The sequence below is a fragment of the Spiribacter sp. 2438 genome, from assembly GCF_009676705.1.
Taxonomy (GTDB): domain Bacteria; phylum Pseudomonadota; class Gammaproteobacteria; order Nitrococcales; family Nitrococcaceae; genus Spiribacter.
The window spans coordinates 521,308-536,139 of the sequence record NZ_CP046046.1; the positions used below are offsets into that span (position 1 = coordinate 521,308).

The following is a 14,832-nucleotide window of genomic DNA, read 5'->3' on the forward strand; positions in this document are numbered from 1 at the left end:
GGATGAGCCCATGACGGATGAAAGCCACAACCTCTACACCCCGGCCCAGGTGGCGGAACTGGATCGCCGCGCCATTGAAAACCATGGAGTGCCCGGCGGGGTGCTCATGGCGCGGGCCGGACGCGCAATCTGGCGGCTGATACGGCAACGCCACTCAAACGCCGGACGACTGCTGGTGCTGTGTGGCGGCGGCAACAATGGCGGTGACGGCTATGTCGTGGCCCGTCTGGCGGCGGAATCCGGCCTGGCCGTGGATCTTTGTGCGGTCAGTGACCCGTCGGCGCTGGGTGGCGACGCCCGCCAGGCGGCCGTGCAGGCGCTGGAGTGCGTCCGGCCGGTGGAGTTCTCCGCGGCACGCCTCGGGCAAGCCGATGTGGTGGTGGATGCGCTGCTCGGTACCGGTCTTGATCGTCCGGTGGAAGGGGCCATGGCCGAAATCATCAGGGCGGTTAACGCCAGCGACTGTCCGGTGGTGGCGGTGGACATTCCTTCGGGGCTCAATGGGGCCACCGGCCGGGTCATGGGGGTCGCCATCCAGGCCGACCTGACCCCCACCTTCATTGGTCGCAAGCGGGGCCTCTACACCGGTGACGCGGCGGATTATGTCGGTGAAGTGGTTTTCGACGACCTGCAAGTCCCCCGGGCGGTCTATGCCGATACACCGGTGGATACCACCCGGGTTGGAGGGGATCTGCTCGATCAGTGGCTGGTGCCTCGCTCCCGGGTTCTGCACAAGGGCGATTGCGGCCATGTGCTGGTGGTGGGGGGAGATCACGGCACCGGCGGGGCGGTCTGCATTGTCGGTGAAGCGGCGGCTCGCACCGGCGCCGGGCTGGTCAGCATTGCCACACGGCCCGCCCATGTGTCGGCGGTGCTGGCCACGCGCGCCGAGTTGATGGCCCACGGCATGGAGGACCCGGCAGCGCTGGATCGCCTCGCGGAGAAGGCGGACGTCATCGCGGTGGGGCCGGGCCTCGGCCAGCAAGGCTGGGGTGAAGCATGCCTGCAGCGCGCGCAGGCCGCGCCGTGTCCGCTGGTGGTGGACGCGGACGGGCTCAACCTGCTGGCGAGGCAACCGATGTCTCGGCAGCAGTGGGTGCTGACCCCCCATCCCGGTGAGGCGGCTCGGCTGCTGGATGTCGCCGTTGGGGACATTCAGAACGATCGGTTTGCCGCGGTGGACGCGCTGGCCAGGCGCTACGGCGGGGTGGTGATGCTCAAGGGGCCGGGAACCGTGGTGGGCGATGGCCGGCGGCGCGCGGTGGTGACCGAGGGCAATCCCGGTATGGCCAGCGGCGGTATGGGGGATGCGCTCACTGGCATCGTGGCGGGCCTGCTGGCGCAGGGCGCGGACTGCTGGACCGCGGCGCGTCTGGGTGCGCTGGTGCACGCCCGGGCGGCGGACCTCGCCGCGGTCCAGGGTGAGCGGGGCCTGCTGGCGGGGGACCTGCTGGCGGAGCTCCGTCGGGTGGTCAATCCGTGAACGTGGAAACCATGGCCCTGGCCGCCGAGGTGGACACCCTGGCGCTTGGAGCGTCCCTGACGGAGGCGCTGCCGGCGAAAGGCTGCGTCTATCTGTATGGCGACCTGGGTGCGGGAAAGACCACTCTGGTGCGGGGGTTCCTGAGAGCGGCGGGGCATGCCGGCTCAGTGCGGAGTCCCACTTACACCCTGGTGGAGCCCTATGCGCTGCAGCGCGGCGAGGTGTTTCATCTGGACCTCTACCGGCTCGGTGATCCGGAGGAGCTGGAGTTCATCGGCCTGCGTGACTTCAGCGACCGGGGGCTGCTGCTGGTGGAGTGGCCGGCTATGGGGGAGGGAGTGCTGCCGCCCTGTGACCTGGCCGTCTGGCTGGAGCGGGTGGGTGCCTTCAGGCAGGCGAGACTGGAGTGGTTTAACCCCTGAGATAAGAAACCGCTCTATCTCGCTATTTGGGCTGGTTTTTTGTTGAAAGTTTCTGCGATGTGTGGCATATCCCCAACAACCTCAATGAGTCGGAATTCTATGCGCACCCTGTGGGTTCTGCTGACACTGCTGTTGATGCCTCTGGTGGGGGTGGCTGGCGTCTCCGTTGAAGACGTGCGCTCCTGGAGCGGTCCGGAGAAGACCCGGGTGGTGTTCGATCTTGATGGCCCCGCGGGCTATGAGCTTTTCACCCTTGAGGGGCCTGATCGGGCGGTGCTGGATATCCGCAATGCCCGGTTACCCGCTGACATGCTCGAGGACATGGCGGGCCAGGGGCCGATTGATCGGGTGCGCACGGGCTCCCGGGGGGATGGGGTTCGGGTGGTGTTCGACCTGACCGCGTCGGTGGAGGTGAACAGCTTTACGGTGGAACCGTCCGACGGCCGCGGTCATCGTCTGGTGGTGGACCTCAAGGGTAGTGGCCCCGGTGGCGACGGTGCCACGGATCGCGCGGAATCCACCGCTAGGGAGCCGACCCGGTCGGCCTCTTCACGATCCGAGGCACCGTTTTTGGTGGCCATCGATCCGGGTCATGGTGGCCAGGATCCCGGCGCCATCGGGCCCGGCGGCACTTACGAGAAGGACGTGGTGCTGAGTGTGGGTCGCAAGCTCGCCGATCGCATCAATGCCGTGGAAGGCATGCGAGCCATCCTGATTCGGGATGGCGATTATTTCATTGGCCTCCGGGACCGGACCCGCCGGGCCCGGGACGCCAATGCCGATCTGTTCGTGTCCCTGCATGCGGATGCCTTCCACGATCAGAACGTGCGGGGTTCATCGGTGTTCGTGCTCTCCCGGACCGGCGCCTCCAGTGAAATGGCCCGGCTGCTGGCTCGCAGTGAAAACCGCGCGGATCGGATCGGCGGGGTCTCGCTGGATGACAAGGACCCGGACGTGGCCTCAGTCCTGCTGGACCTCTCCCGGGCTCATACCGTCGAGGAGAGCATGGCTTTTGCCGCCGAGGTTCGGCATGAGCTGGCTGCCATCGGCGACGTCCACGGCCGCGGCGTCGAACAGGCCGGCTTTGCCGTCCTCAAATCACTGGACATGCCGTCGGTGCTGGTGGAGCTGGCGTTCATCACCAACCCGGACGAGGAGCGCCGCCTGAACACCCCGGCGTATCAGCACCAATTGTCCCGGGGCATTCTGAACGGAATCCGCGCCTATGCCCGGAACATGCGGCCCGATTTGCACTTTGGTGCCGACGAGTACGTCGTCCAGCGTGGTGACACACTCTCGGAAATTGCGATGCGCCACTCCGTGTCCGTGGACTCATTGCGCCGGGCGAACAATCTCGGTAACGATCGCATTTCGGCAGGCCGGACCCTGCAGATTCCCTGACGCCGTTATACTGCGGCCATGTCGATTCAGCAGTTGCCCCCGGAGCTGGTCAACCAGATCGCTGCCGGTGAAATCATCGAAAGACCCGCCTCGGTTCTCAAGGAACTGCTGGAGAATGCCCTGGATGCCGGGGCAGCGGCGATTCGCATCGAACTGGAGGCCGGCGGCAAGCGCCTGCTGCGGGTGCGGGACGATGGCCGGGGCATGAGCGCGGCGGATCTGGAAATGGCCGTACGTCCCCATGCCACCAGCAAAATCCGCTCCCTGGACGATCTGGAGCAGGTGGCGACCCTCGGGTTTCGTGGCGAAGCGCTGCCCAGCATAGCGTCGGTAGCAGCCCTGCGCCTCACCAGCCGGTGCCCGGACAGCGACCATGGTCATTGCCTGGATCCGCAGGATCCGCAATCGCCGCGACCGGCGCCGCATCCCCCGGGCACCACCGTCGAAGCCCGCGATCTGTTCCATCAGGTCCCCGCCCGGCGGAAGTTTCTGCGCACCGAGCGCACCGAGCTGCGTCACATCCAGGAGCTGATTCGCCGGGTTGCCCTCGGCCGGCCCGAGGTGGCTTTTCAGGTGAGCCATAATGGCCGTGAGCTCATGCATTTGCCGGCCCTTTCGCCGGAGGCCAGCGGCGACCGGGTTCGCGAATTGATGGGTGCCGGCTTTGCCGATGCTGCCCTCAGGCTCGACACCGAGGCGGCCGGGATGCGCCTGTCCGGCTGGCTGGGGTTGCCCACGGCCTCCCGGGGCCAACCGGATCTGCAGTATGTGTATCTCAATGGCCGCATGATTCGGGATCGGCTGGTCAGCCAGGCGTTGCGCCGGGCTTACGCTGATGTCCTGTTCAAGGATCGTTTTGCCGCCTACCTGCTGCACCTGCAGATCGATCCCATGCAGGTGGATGTCAACGTCCATCCGACCAAACACGAAGTCCGTTTCCGGGACGGGGGTCTGGTGTTCGATTTCCTGAGGCGCCAGGTGTCCCGCGCCCTGGCCGAGTCCGGCGCATCCGCGGTGGTGGAGGGGAGCAACGCCGACCCCGCGGGTGAGGGCCGGGTTCAACAGGTGAGCGCAGCGCCTGCCCCCCGTGGCCCCTTGCCGCGGGCCGTCGAGGGCCAGACCGGCCGGCTGCCGCTGGCGGAGGCCCGGGCGCTTTATGCCACCGAGACCGCTGCCGAGGACATTGCAACACCAGCGGCGGCCCCGGAGGACGATGCCGATGCGTCGGTCTCATCCTCAATGCCGCGCCTGGGTCACGCCATCGCCCAGATTCATGGGGTTTATGTGCTGGCGGAGTCGTCGCGGGGATTGATTCTGGTGGACATGCACGCCGCTCATGAGCGCATCGTCTACGAGCGGCTGAAACAACAGTACGCCGCCATGAGTCTGGCCCACCAGCCCCTGCTGGTGCCGGTCGCGGTCAACGTGACGCCCACCGAGGCGGATCGAGCCGAGGATAACCGCGCAATCCTGGATCAGCTGGGGCTGGATGTGGATCGAGCCGGACCGGAACAGTTGCGGATTCGCGGCGTGCCGGCTCTGCTCAAGGATGCCGATGCGGCCGGGCTGCTGCGGGACGTGCTGGCCGAGCTGGATAACCCCGGTCAGGATGAATCCAGTGAGGTGATGGAAGACCGGATGAGCCGACTGCTGGGGACCATGGGATGCCACGGCTCGGTGCGGGCCAATCGGCGGCTGACCCGGCCGGAACAGGAGGCACTGCTCCGGGCCATGGAGGAGACCCCCAACATCGATCAGTGCAACCATGGTCGTCCCACCTGGGTGGAACTGGACATGGCCGGGCTGGATCGACTCTTTCTGCGGGGTCGTTAATGGGATCGGTGCCGGCGAACCCCCCGGTGGTCTGCATCATGGGGCCAACGGCGGCGGGCAAGACCGACCTGGCGCTGGAGCTCCATGCCCGGGGCGGAATGGACCTGATCAGTGTGGACTCGGCCATGGTCTATCGCGGCATGGACATCGGTACGGCCAAGCCGTCGCCAGCGGTTCAGCGACAGGCGCCCCATGGGCTGGTGGACATCAGGGATCCACAGGAATCCTACTCGGCGGCGGAGTTCGCGGCGGACGCCCGGGGCCTGATTCAGCGTTCCAGACAGGCTGGCCGTATTCCGCTGCTGGTGGGTGGCACCATGCTTTACTTTCGGGCGCTGGCCCAGGGGCTATCGCCCCTTCCGTCCGCTGATGCGGCCCTGCGCCGATCCCTCGAGGCGGAAGCCGCGGATCGGGGATGGCCGGCACTCCATCAACGGCTGAAGCAGGTCGACCCGGCGACGGCCCGGCGACTGCATCCAAACGACAGCCAGCGCATCCAGCGGGCGCTGGAAGTATTCACCCTTACCGGACAACCGCTGAGCGATCTGCATAACCATCCGGCGCCTGAACCTCTCGGTGGGCCGCTGGTCTATATTGGTGTGGCTCCAGCGAGCCGCGAATTCCTTTACCAACGGATCGAACAGCGGTTTGCAGGCATGCTTGAGAAGGGTCTGGTGGAGGAAGTGACGGCGCTACGGCGTCGTCCCGGCATACACGAACATTTGCCCTCCATGCGGGCGGTGGGGTATCGCCAGGTCTGGGACTTCCTTGAAGGGCGTGTTGACCGTTCGGATTTGCGTTTCAGGGGGGTAGTGGCCACCCGGCAGTTTGCCCGGCGGCAAATGACCTGGCTGCGACGCACCGAATCGATCCGCTGGGTCGACGGCACCGGCCCCGGGGCCCTGAAACGGCTTCGGGAACAGCTGGCGGACGTGGTAGATTAGTGAGTAATAAATACACAAAAAGAGGCACATCAGCGATCAAGGAGTCGCCACCGTATGTCAAAGGGGCAATCATTGCAGGAGCCGTTTCTCAACGCGCTGCGAAAAGAAAAAATTCCGGTCTCCATTTACCTGGTGAACGGGATCAAGCTGCAGGGGCAGGTGGAGTCCTTCGATCAGTTCGTGATCCTGTTGCGTAATTCCATCAGTCAGATGGTGTACAAGCACGCCATCTCGACCATTGTCCCGTCACGTAACGTCCGCACGTTGTTGCAGGAGGAGCGCAATCCCGAAGCCGACGACGATTGAGCGCTCGGCCGCCGCTGAAACCTCTCCGGCCCTTCTTTTCGACCGGCCGGAGGCTGGGGAGCGGGCCCTGCTGGTGCAGATTGATGATGATCAGCTCGACGCCGACGAGGCACTCCGCGAGTTCGAAGCGCTGGCCCTATCCGCCGGCGCCGATGTGGTGGCCCGCGAGACCGGCAGCCGGCGGCGTCCGGACCCGAAGACCTACCTGGGCTCCGGCAAGGTGGAGACCCTCCAGCACCTGATTGAGTCGCAGGGGGTGGAGCTGGTGCTGATCAACCATGCCTTGTCACCGGTTCAGGAGCGCAATCTCGAGCGGATGCTGCGCTGCCGCGTGCTGGATCGCACGGGACTGATTCTGGATATCTTCGCCCAGCGGGCCCGGTCTCACGAGGGCAAGCTGCAGGTCGAACTTGCCCAGCTGCGCCACATTGCCAGCCGCCTGGTCCGGGGCTGGTCGCATCTGGAGCGCCAGAAGGGCGGCATCGGGCTCAGGGGGCCCGGCGAAACCCAGCTGGAAATGGATCGGCGCATGCTCGGCGTGCGCATCCGGCAGCTGGAGAGGCGACTGGCCCGGGTTCGTCAGCAACGCGACCAGGGCCGGCAGGCCCGGCGGCGGCGGGACATGCCCGCCATTTCCCTGGTGGGTTACACCAATGCGGGCAAATCCACGTTGTTCAACCGCCTGGCGGGCGCCGGGGTGCTGTCTGCGGATCAATTGTTCGCCACCCTGGATACCACGCTGCGGCGGCTGGAACTGGCGGGTGGAGAAACGGCGGTGGTCGCGGATACCGTCGGGTTCATTCGCGATCTCCCGCCGCAGTTGGTGGCGGCCTTCCGATCGACCCTCGAGGAGGTGGTCGAGGCGGATTTGCTGGTCCACGTGATCGATGCCTCGGACCCGCTCCGCGAAGAGAACGCCCGCGAGGTGGACGAAGTGCTGAAAGCGCTCGGTGCCGATCAGGTGCCCCAGTTGCGGGTGTACAACAAAATTGACCAATGCGGGATGCGCCCCCGACTCGACTGGTCCGAAGAGGGCTCCATTGCATCGGTCCGAGTCTCGGCCGCTACCGGAGCCGGGATGAATGAACTTCTTGGAGTCATTTCGGGTCTGATCCGGTCCGAGCAGGCGTCCGGCTTGATTGAGCTTGGGGCCGGCGATGGGCGCCTTAGAGCACGATTCTACGAACTGGGCGATGTCCTCCATGAAGAGTTCACCGATGCCGGGACGGTTCGTCTGGCCGTCAGGCTGCCGCGGCGAGAGCTCGAGCGGCTATATCGGCATGAGGGCCTGGTGGCCGAACTGCAGCCGGCAGCCAACGAGGACTTGTCCATTGGGGTCGCTGCTCATTAAACTTAGGGGGCTAAGCATGACTACCATGCTCGCCCAGTTTCTATCCCGGCCACTGAGCACCTGGCCGGATCCGCTCCACAATCGGAGACAATTACATGGCTTGGAATGAACCCGGGGGCAATAATCGGGACCCTTGGAGCAGCGGCGGCGGCGGCGGACGTAACAACCAGGGGCCACCGGACCTGGATGAAGCGCTTCGCAAGATCCGCGCGAGAGTTGAAGGCCTCTTCGGCGGCGGTGGCAGTCGCGGCCGGTCCGGCGGTGGCGACACCGGCTCCGGGGGCGGCGGTGGAAAACCGTCCGCCAAAGGCGTTTTCGTCATCATTGGACTGTTGGTGGCCGGCTGGCTTTTGTCGGGTATTTACATTGTCGACGAGGGTACCCGGGGCGTGGTGACACGTTTTGGGGCTTACCACACCACGTCCACGCCGGGGCCGCACTGGCGCATTCCCTACCCGGTGGATGCTGTGGAGATCGTGGACGTCTCCAGCCGTCGCCGTGTGACGGTGGGGTACCAGGCGGTGAGTCCGCAGCAGACCCGGCCGGTGCTCACCGAGGCGCTGATGCTGACCGAGGACGAGAACATCGTGAACGTCCAGCTGGCGGTGCAGTATCAAGTCTCGGATGCCCGGGACTTCATCTTCAACTTCGTGGATCCGGAGCAGACGCTCAAGGAGCTCACCGAAAGCGCCCTCCGTGAAGTCGTGGGTAAGCGGCGTATGGACTTCATCATCACCGAAGGCCGGGCCGAGGTGGCTCAGGAGACGCGTGATTTGGTGACCCGGGTCATTGATGACTACCAGGCCGGTATTCAGGTCATCGAAGTCGTGATTCAGGACGCCCAGCCGCCGGAGCAGGTCCAGGATGCGTTCGAGGACGCCATTAAGGCGCGAGAGGATCGGGAGCGCGTGATCAACCAGGCCAACGCCTACCGCAATGAGGTCATCCCGCGGGCTCAGGGTGAGGCTGCGAGGATCACTGAAGATGCGCAGGCCTATCTGGCCCGGGTGGTTCAGGCCGCCGAAGGTGACGCCAGTCGCTTCAGCCAGCAGTTGGAAGAGTACGCGCTCGCACCGCGAGTCACCCGGGACCGGCTGTACATCGATACGCTGGAGCGGGTGCTCAGCGGCACCAGCAAGGTGCTTATCGACACCGATTCGGCGAGTCAGGAGCTCCTCTATCTGCCGCTGGATCGGATGATCCGGCCGGGGTCGCCCGAGACGGGCGCCGCCAGTGACGGACCTTCGGTGAATACCAGTGGCTCGGGCGAAACCGCCTCGAGGCAGACAACGAGTTCGGGCTCGTTGCGAATGAGGGAGACGCGTTGATGAATCGTCTGACTTCGATGGGTGCGGTGGTGATTGTTTTGCTGGTGATTGGAATCACCTTCGGAACGTTCACCGTCAAGGAAACAGAAAAGGCCCTGAAATTCCGGCTTGGTGAAGTGATCCGAGTTGATTTCGACCCGGGTCTGTATTTCCAGATTCCGTTCATTAACAACGTCCGCAAGGTGGATGCCCGGGTGCAGACACTGGATGAGAGCCCGCAGCGGTTCCTGACCAGCGAGCAGAAGAATCTGATCGTGGATTCCTTCGTTAAATGGCGGGTGAGCGATGTTCAGCAGTACTACGTGACTGTTCGGGCAGAGCCAGACCGGGCCAATCTGCGGCTCTCTGAAATCATCCGGGACGGCCTGCGGGCTGAATTCGGCACGCGTACCGTACAGGAGGTCATCGCTGGTGACCGCGTGGAGATCATGGACATCTTGTCCGAGCAGGCCAAGTTGGCTGGTGAGGCGCTAGGCATCGAGGTGCTGGATGTTCGGCTCAAGCGGGTGGACCTGCCGGAAGGCGTCAGTGAGTCGGTGTTCAACCGCATGGTGGCTGCCCGTGAACAGGTGGCCCGGATGTTCCGCGCCGAAGGTCAGGAGGAAGCGGAGCGGATTCGGTCAGCTGCTGACCGGCGTCGCGAGGAAATCCTTGCCGAGGCTCGACGGGATGCGGAAGAAGTCCGCGGTGGCGCCGACGCTCAGGCCACGGCCATTTATGCCAATGCTTACGAGGCGGACGAAGAGTTCTATCGGTTCTACCGCAGTCTGCGGGCCTACGAGAATACCTTCAGTGGGCAGGACAACATGATGGTGCTCTCACCCGACTCCGAGTTCTTCCGGTATTTCAACCAGTTGGACGGACTGACCCCGTCGGCTGACTGATAATAATGCAGGATCTCCTCACAGCGATTGCCCTGTTGCTGGTCATTGAGGGGATCCTGCCCTTCCTCAGCCCAAGGGCTCTAAGAAAAACTCTGTTCACCATCGTGCAGAACAACGACCGTACCCTTAGACTCACGGGTGCCAGTAGTATGGTGGCAGGGCTGCTGTTGCTTTATCTGGTGCGCTGAGGTGATCTCATGATCGACAAGCCGGGCGGTCGGCCCATCCCCTGGCTTCTGCCGGATGCCATCGAAGAGGTGCTCCCGCCGGCGGCGCAAAGCCTCGAGGTCCTGCGGCGCTCAGCACTGGATGCCTGCCGGCACTGGGGCTATGAGCTGGTTGTCCCACCCGCCATTGAATATCTTGAGGCGCTTCTCTCTGGGGCCGCCCATGACCTGGATCTACAAACCTTCAAGCTGACCGATCAGCTCAGCGGCCGGATGATGGGAGTGCGGGCGGACATCACCCCACAGGTGGCGCGGATTGATGCCCATCAGCTTCGCCGGGACGGTGTCGTTCGCCTTTGCTATGCCGGTACCGTGCTTCGGGCGCGCCCGGAAGAGCCCGCCGGTTCCCGTAATCCGCTGCAGCTGGGGGCCGAAGTTTATGGCCACTCAGGGGTCGAGTCTGACGTGGAGATCATCGCCCTCATGGCCGAGGTGCTGGGGCAGGCGGGTATTCGGAACCTGCAGGTGGATCTGGGCCATGTCGGCCTTTTTCGGGGGCTGGTGGCCGAAGCGGCGCTGTCGCAGGTCGACGAATCGTTACTCTGGGATGCGCTGCAGCGCAAGGCGACCGGCGATCTTGCCGAGTTGTTGGAACGACTCGATCTCAGCGCGTCTCTGCGAGCGCGGATTGCGGCGCTGTCCAGCCTGAATGGCGGCGTCGAGGTACTTGCCGAGGCCCGGGAAGTGCTTGCCGGATCGGGTCCGACGGTGCTCGCGGATATCGATTTGCTGGCCACCGTGGTGGAGGCGCTGCAGCGATGGTTGCCGGCCCTGGAGCTGCACATTGATCTCGGAGAGCTTCGTGGTTACCGGTATCACACCGGGGTGGTGTTCGCAGCCTACGCGCCCGGGGAGTCTCTGGAGCTGGCCCGTGGGGGCCGCTATGACGACATCGGTGCGGTATTCGGACGGGCTCGCCCCGCCACCGGTTTCAGCACCGATTTGAAAGCGCTGCTCCGGGCGGCTGAGGGGAGGCCGGGTCAGGCACCGGAGACCGGATCGGCGATCCTGGCGCCATGGGGAAGTGATGAGTCCCTCCATAAGCGCGTCAAGGCCCTTCGCGCCGCTGGCGAAGTGGTTGTCTGGTCTTTGCCAGGCGATGGCAGTAACGCACGGGCCATAGGCTGCGATCGACAGCTGCAGTGTACGGCCGAGGGGGAATGGCGGGTCGCGCCGCTTTAATAACGGGGATTCCAATGGGTAGAAGCGTGGTCGTCATCGGCTCCCAGTGGGGAGACGAGGGCAAGGGGAAAATTGTCGATCTGCTCACGGATCGAGTGGCTGCGGTAGCGCGCTTTCAGGGAGGGCATAACGCGGGGCACACGTTGGTCATCGACGGCCAAAAGACGGTGCTTCACCTCATTCCGTCGGGGATCCTTCGTGAAGGGGTGCTCTGCCTGATTGGCAACGGCGTGGTGCTCTCCCCGGAGGCGCTGCTCACCGAACTGCGGACGCTAGAGGGATCTGGTATCCCGGCAAGGGAGCGGTTGCGGATCAGCCCGGCCTGTCCGGTGATCCTTCCGTCCCATGTGGCGCTGGATCGAGCCCGCGAAAAAGCCCGGGGAAAAGCCGCTATTGGCACCACCGGTCGGGGCATCGGGCCGGCCTATGAAGACAAGGCCGCCCGCCGTGGCATCCGTGTTGGCGATCTTTTCCATCGTGAACGGCTGGCGGCCAAGCTCGGCGAGCTGCTGGATTATCATAACTTCATCCTCAAGCATTACTACGGGGAGCCCGGTCAGGACTTCCAGCAGATTCAGGAAGAATGTCTGTCCACCGCGACCGAGCTCGAACCGATGGTGGCGGACGTCAGCCACCTGCTGCACCAGCATCGGCGGGCCGGTGATCATCTGCTCTTCGAGGGCGCGCAGGGGACACTGCTCGACATCGATCAGGGCACCTATCCTTATGTCACTTCCTCGAATACCACCGCGGGGGCTGCCGCCACTGGAACCGGCACCGGGCCGCTTGAGCTCGACTACGTGCTCGGTATTACCAAGGCTTACACCACCCGGGTAGGCGCGGGGCCTTTCCCCACGGAGCTTCTGGATGATCTGGGTGAGCATTTGGCTCGCCGTGGTCACGAGTTTGGCTCCACCACCGGCCGCCCACGGCGCTGTGGCTGGTTCGACGTGGTCGCCATGCGCCGTGCGGTCGAAATCAGCAGCCTATCCGGCCTCTGCATTACCAAGCTGGATGTGCTCGACGAGCTGGAGTCCCTTCGGATCTGCACCGGGTATCAGTGCGATGGCGTCCGTCAGGACGTTCTGCCGGCCGGTGCCGAGGCATTGGCGGAGTGCGAACCAGACTACATCGAGTTACCGGGCTGGCAGTGTTCCACCCTCGGTATCACGGACTATGAACAGTTGCCCAACGCCGCGCGTCGCTATATCGAGCAGCTGGAGGCGCTCTGCGGGGTGCCAGTCGACATTGTGTCCACGGGGCCGGAGCGCGACCAGACGATTGTCCGGCGGTCTCCCTTCTCTATCTGAACGCCGGGGCGCTCCTTGGTCGGCTTTTGTCTTTATCACTGCGTCTGCTACCTTCTACCGGAATTAAGGAAGGGCATTTGCAATGGAAAATTCTAAAAACAACGATTTGATTGTTGGTGACGGTGTCAAAATCGTCGGCGAAGTCGATGCACCCGGTAAGCTTGAGCTGCATGGTAGGATTGAGGGCAGCATCCGGGGTGATGACATCAAAGTGGGATCCACTGGTGTCGTCGAAGGCAGCCTTCACGGGAACAACGTTGACTTACAGGGTAGCGTCAGCGAGCAGGTCACCGCGCAGACGCTGATCCTCAGGTCCACAGCAGTTGTCAGCGGGTCAGTGCAATATCAGTCCGTCGAGATCGAGTCTGGCGCCGAAATAAACGGTACGTTGAGCAGTAGCAAGGAAAAGTCGGGGTTCCATGGAATGGGCAAGGGCGAGAAGTCAAAACCAATGAATTTGCCGGACCGGATCGTGCAGAAGGACGAGCCGGACGCCGACAGCGAGGCCAGGGACGATGCCGAATCGCCGGAGAAGTGATTACCCGGCGGCTCCGCCGTGGCTGCATCAGCTAAGGGACAGTCTGCCCGCGGGCGAACCCGGAGAAGTTGTTATCCCAACTCGGGATGGCGTCGCCCACCTGACAGTGTCCCGACAGGACGTGGATGAAATGCTCGTCGCCCAGCAGAGAGTGCTGGGGCGGCAGAAATTCCGGTTTAGTCTCGTTGTTGGTGTCATCTCGGCATGCCTGGTGGGGTTCATCGGCTACAGCCAGGACCTGGGGCAGCAAAAGATGCGTCTGTCAGATGAATTGGCCACGGCACAGGCCGATGCATCTGAGCTGAATTCGGCCTTGGATGAGATGTTTTCCACGGCCCGTGGTGTCGCCTCAGGTGTTGCAGCGCCCGAGTTGGACACGCCTCTTGAAGGCCTTCAAACCGTTGGGACGCTGCTCGAGGATTTAGACGAGGCATTCACGGTTTACACTGATATCACCCGCCAGGCGGTTTCAAGGTACCAGGAGGATCTCAGCCTGGATTTGGCAGCGCTGGACGTTGACTCATCATTCATTCTGCAAAGCGAGACCGTTAACCCGGTTTCTTGGGGTGGGGGTGTATCGGGCGCCGACGCCCCGGGCCGACTCCTGGCGACCTACCTTCCGGGGGATCTCGCGCGAGCCCTTCGTGCCGTGTCGGTGAAAGAGGGGTATCGCTCCACCCTGCCCGATCTGAATCCGATGCAAGGGGGCCGCATGACCTCCGGCTTCGGCATGCGCAAGCACCCGGTCACGGGACAGTATGTCGCACACCGGGGTGTCGACCTGGTTTCCTGGGACGATCAGCGGGTTCGCTCCGCTGGCGAGGGGCGTGTTGTGTTCGCTGACTATGACGGTGCCTCCGGAAATCGGGTGACCATTGATCATGGTTTCGGGATCGAGACGATTTATGCCCATCTGGCGCGCATTGACGTGGAAGAAGGGCAGTGGGTGAAGCGTGGGGAATGGATTGGGTTGATGGGGGATACTGGGTTAACCGACGGCGCCCACCTGCACTACGAGGTGAGGCTGGACGATCGGCACGTCGATCCCCTTGAGGTTTTTAGAGTGGCCAGAGATGTTCAATAAAGATAAAAAAGCAGGTCCTGTGGTGGAACACGTCGACGGTGTGAGCGAATCGGGTAATTGGTCGGACCGAAATGTGTCGCCGATGGGCCGCCCCTCGGTCATCAGCGAAGGGATGTGGTTCAAAGGCGAAGTGAATTGCCCGGGGTCACTCAATCTGGAGGGGAGAATCGAGGGAAAACTGGACGCACCGCAGGTCAGCATCGGCGCGACGGGCAGTTTTTCCGGCGATCTGAAGGCAACGAGTGTTTCGCTGAGCGGCGAGGTAGAGGGCACCCTGACTTGTGACGATCTCACGTTGAGCCACACTGGACGCATCAAGGGTGAGGTCGTGTGCAAAACCCTCAAAGTCCACCCGGGCGCCATTCTGGAGGGAGACCTACGGATGCAGTCGTAGGACCGACATGATGACCCAATGGAGCGGATGGTGCCGAGGAGAGGACTTGAACCTCCACGGGGTTACCCCCACTAGCACCTGAAGCTAGCGCGTCTACCAATTCCGCCACCTCGGCTTGGCTTACGGAGGAACATCCGATCACCAG

Annotated in this window: 15 protein-coding genes and 1 tRNA gene; 15 read left to right on the plus strand and 1 reads right to left on the minus strand. The window is 63.7% G+C overall.

The genetic code is table 11. The features are described 5' to 3' along the window. Positions 1-10: 10 nt before the first annotated feature. The 15 genes from GJ672_RS02635 to GJ672_RS02705 all read left to right on the plus strand — a co-directional run bounded on the left by GJ672_RS02635 (position 11) and on the right by GJ672_RS02705 (position 14,687). Positions 11-1,483 (plus strand): NAD(P)H-hydrate dehydratase, encoded by a 1,473-nt coding sequence (locus GJ672_RS02635; RefSeq protein WP_154295750.1) that lies wholly within the window; start codon positions 11-13, stop codon positions 1,481-1,483. After that, the gene (gene tsaE, locus GJ672_RS02640; RefSeq protein ID WP_370517596.1) at positions 1,480-1,905 is read left to right on the plus strand and encodes a tRNA (adenosine(37)-N6)-threonylcarbamoyltransferase complex ATPase subunit type 1 TsaE; all 426 of its coding nucleotides are present in this window, start codon (positions 1,480-1,482) and stop codon (positions 1,903-1,905) included. Before GJ672_RS02635 ends, tsaE begins: the two co-directional genes overlap by 4 nt. 84 nt (positions 1,906-1,989) lie before the next feature. After that, the gene (locus tag GJ672_RS02645) at positions 1,990-3,306 is read left to right on the plus strand and encodes an N-acetylmuramoyl-L-alanine amidase (protein WP_229381931.1); all 1,317 of its coding nucleotides are present in this window, start codon (positions 1,990-1,992) and stop codon (positions 3,304-3,306) included. Between the two features lie 18 nt (positions 3,307-3,324). Next, positions 3,325-5,139, plus strand: coding sequence for a DNA mismatch repair endonuclease MutL (mutL, locus tag GJ672_RS02650; RefSeq protein ID WP_154295751.1), 1,815 nt, complete (start codon positions 3,325-3,327; stop codon positions 5,137-5,139). Then, entirely contained in the window at positions 5,139-6,083 is a 945-nt protein-coding gene (gene miaA, locus GJ672_RS02655; RefSeq protein ID WP_154295752.1) for a tRNA (adenosine(37)-N6)-dimethylallyltransferase MiaA, read from the plus strand. The genes mutL and miaA overlap by 1 nt, the downstream gene beginning before the upstream one ends. Before the next feature lie 54 nt (positions 6,084-6,137). Beyond that, positions 6,138-6,389 carry an RNA chaperone Hfq gene (gene hfq, locus GJ672_RS02660; protein ID WP_154295753.1) on the plus strand — a complete coding sequence of 84 codons (252 nt, stop codon included), beginning with the start codon at positions 6,138-6,140 and terminating at the stop codon, positions 6,387-6,389. A 67-nt stretch (positions 6,390-6,456) separates the two neighbouring features. Then, positions 6,457-7,740 carry a ribosome rescue GTPase HflX gene (gene hflX, locus GJ672_RS02665; RefSeq protein WP_229381964.1) on the plus strand — a complete coding sequence of 428 codons (1,284 nt, stop codon included), beginning with the start codon at positions 6,457-6,459 and terminating at the stop codon, positions 7,738-7,740. Positions 7,741-7,835: 95 nt separating this feature from the next. After that, positions 7,836-9,068 carry an FtsH protease activity modulator HflK gene (hflK, locus tag GJ672_RS02670; protein WP_154295754.1) on the plus strand — a complete coding sequence of 411 codons (1,233 nt, stop codon included), beginning with the start codon at positions 7,836-7,838 and terminating at the stop codon, positions 9,066-9,068. An 8-nt stretch (positions 9,069-9,076) separates the two neighbouring features. Continuing rightward, the gene (gene hflC, locus GJ672_RS02675; RefSeq protein ID WP_370517604.1) at positions 9,077-9,952 is read left to right on the plus strand and encodes a protease modulator HflC; all 876 of its coding nucleotides are present in this window, start codon (positions 9,077-9,079) and stop codon (positions 9,950-9,952) included. Between the two features lie 5 nt (positions 9,953-9,957). After that, entirely contained in the window at positions 9,958-10,140 is a 183-nt protein-coding gene (locus GJ672_RS02680) for a DUF2065 domain-containing protein (protein ID WP_195759535.1), read from the plus strand. 9 nt (positions 10,141-10,149) lie between these two features. After that, the gene (locus tag GJ672_RS02685) at positions 10,150-11,361 is read left to right on the plus strand and encodes an ATP phosphoribosyltransferase regulatory subunit (RefSeq protein WP_154295757.1); all 1,212 of its coding nucleotides are present in this window, start codon (positions 10,150-10,152) and stop codon (positions 11,359-11,361) included. A gap of 14 nt (positions 11,362-11,375) precedes the next feature. After that, entirely contained in the window at positions 11,376-12,671 is a 1,296-nt protein-coding gene (locus GJ672_RS02690) for an adenylosuccinate synthase (protein ID WP_154295758.1), read from the plus strand. 82 nt (positions 12,672-12,753) lie between these two features. After that, complete coding sequence (locus GJ672_RS02695; RefSeq protein ID WP_154295759.1) at positions 12,754-13,209, plus strand: polymer-forming cytoskeletal protein; 456 nt, start codon at positions 12,754-12,756, stop codon at positions 13,207-13,209. Between the two features lie 130 nt (positions 13,210-13,339). Further along, complete coding sequence (locus GJ672_RS02700; protein ID WP_229381965.1) at positions 13,340-14,293, plus strand: M23 family metallopeptidase; 954 nt, start codon at positions 13,340-13,342, stop codon at positions 14,291-14,293. Next, positions 14,283-14,687 (plus strand): polymer-forming cytoskeletal protein, encoded by a 405-nt coding sequence (locus GJ672_RS02705; RefSeq protein ID WP_154295761.1) that lies wholly within the window; start codon positions 14,283-14,285, stop codon positions 14,685-14,687. Before GJ672_RS02700 ends, GJ672_RS02705 begins: the two co-directional genes overlap by 11 nt. Before the next feature lie 28 nt (positions 14,688-14,715). On the opposite strand, the gene GJ672_RS02710 is transcribed toward GJ672_RS02705, so the two are convergent. After that, a tRNA-Leu gene (locus GJ672_RS02710) sits at positions 14,716-14,802 on the minus strand. Positions 14,803-14,832: the final 30 nt, after the last annotated feature.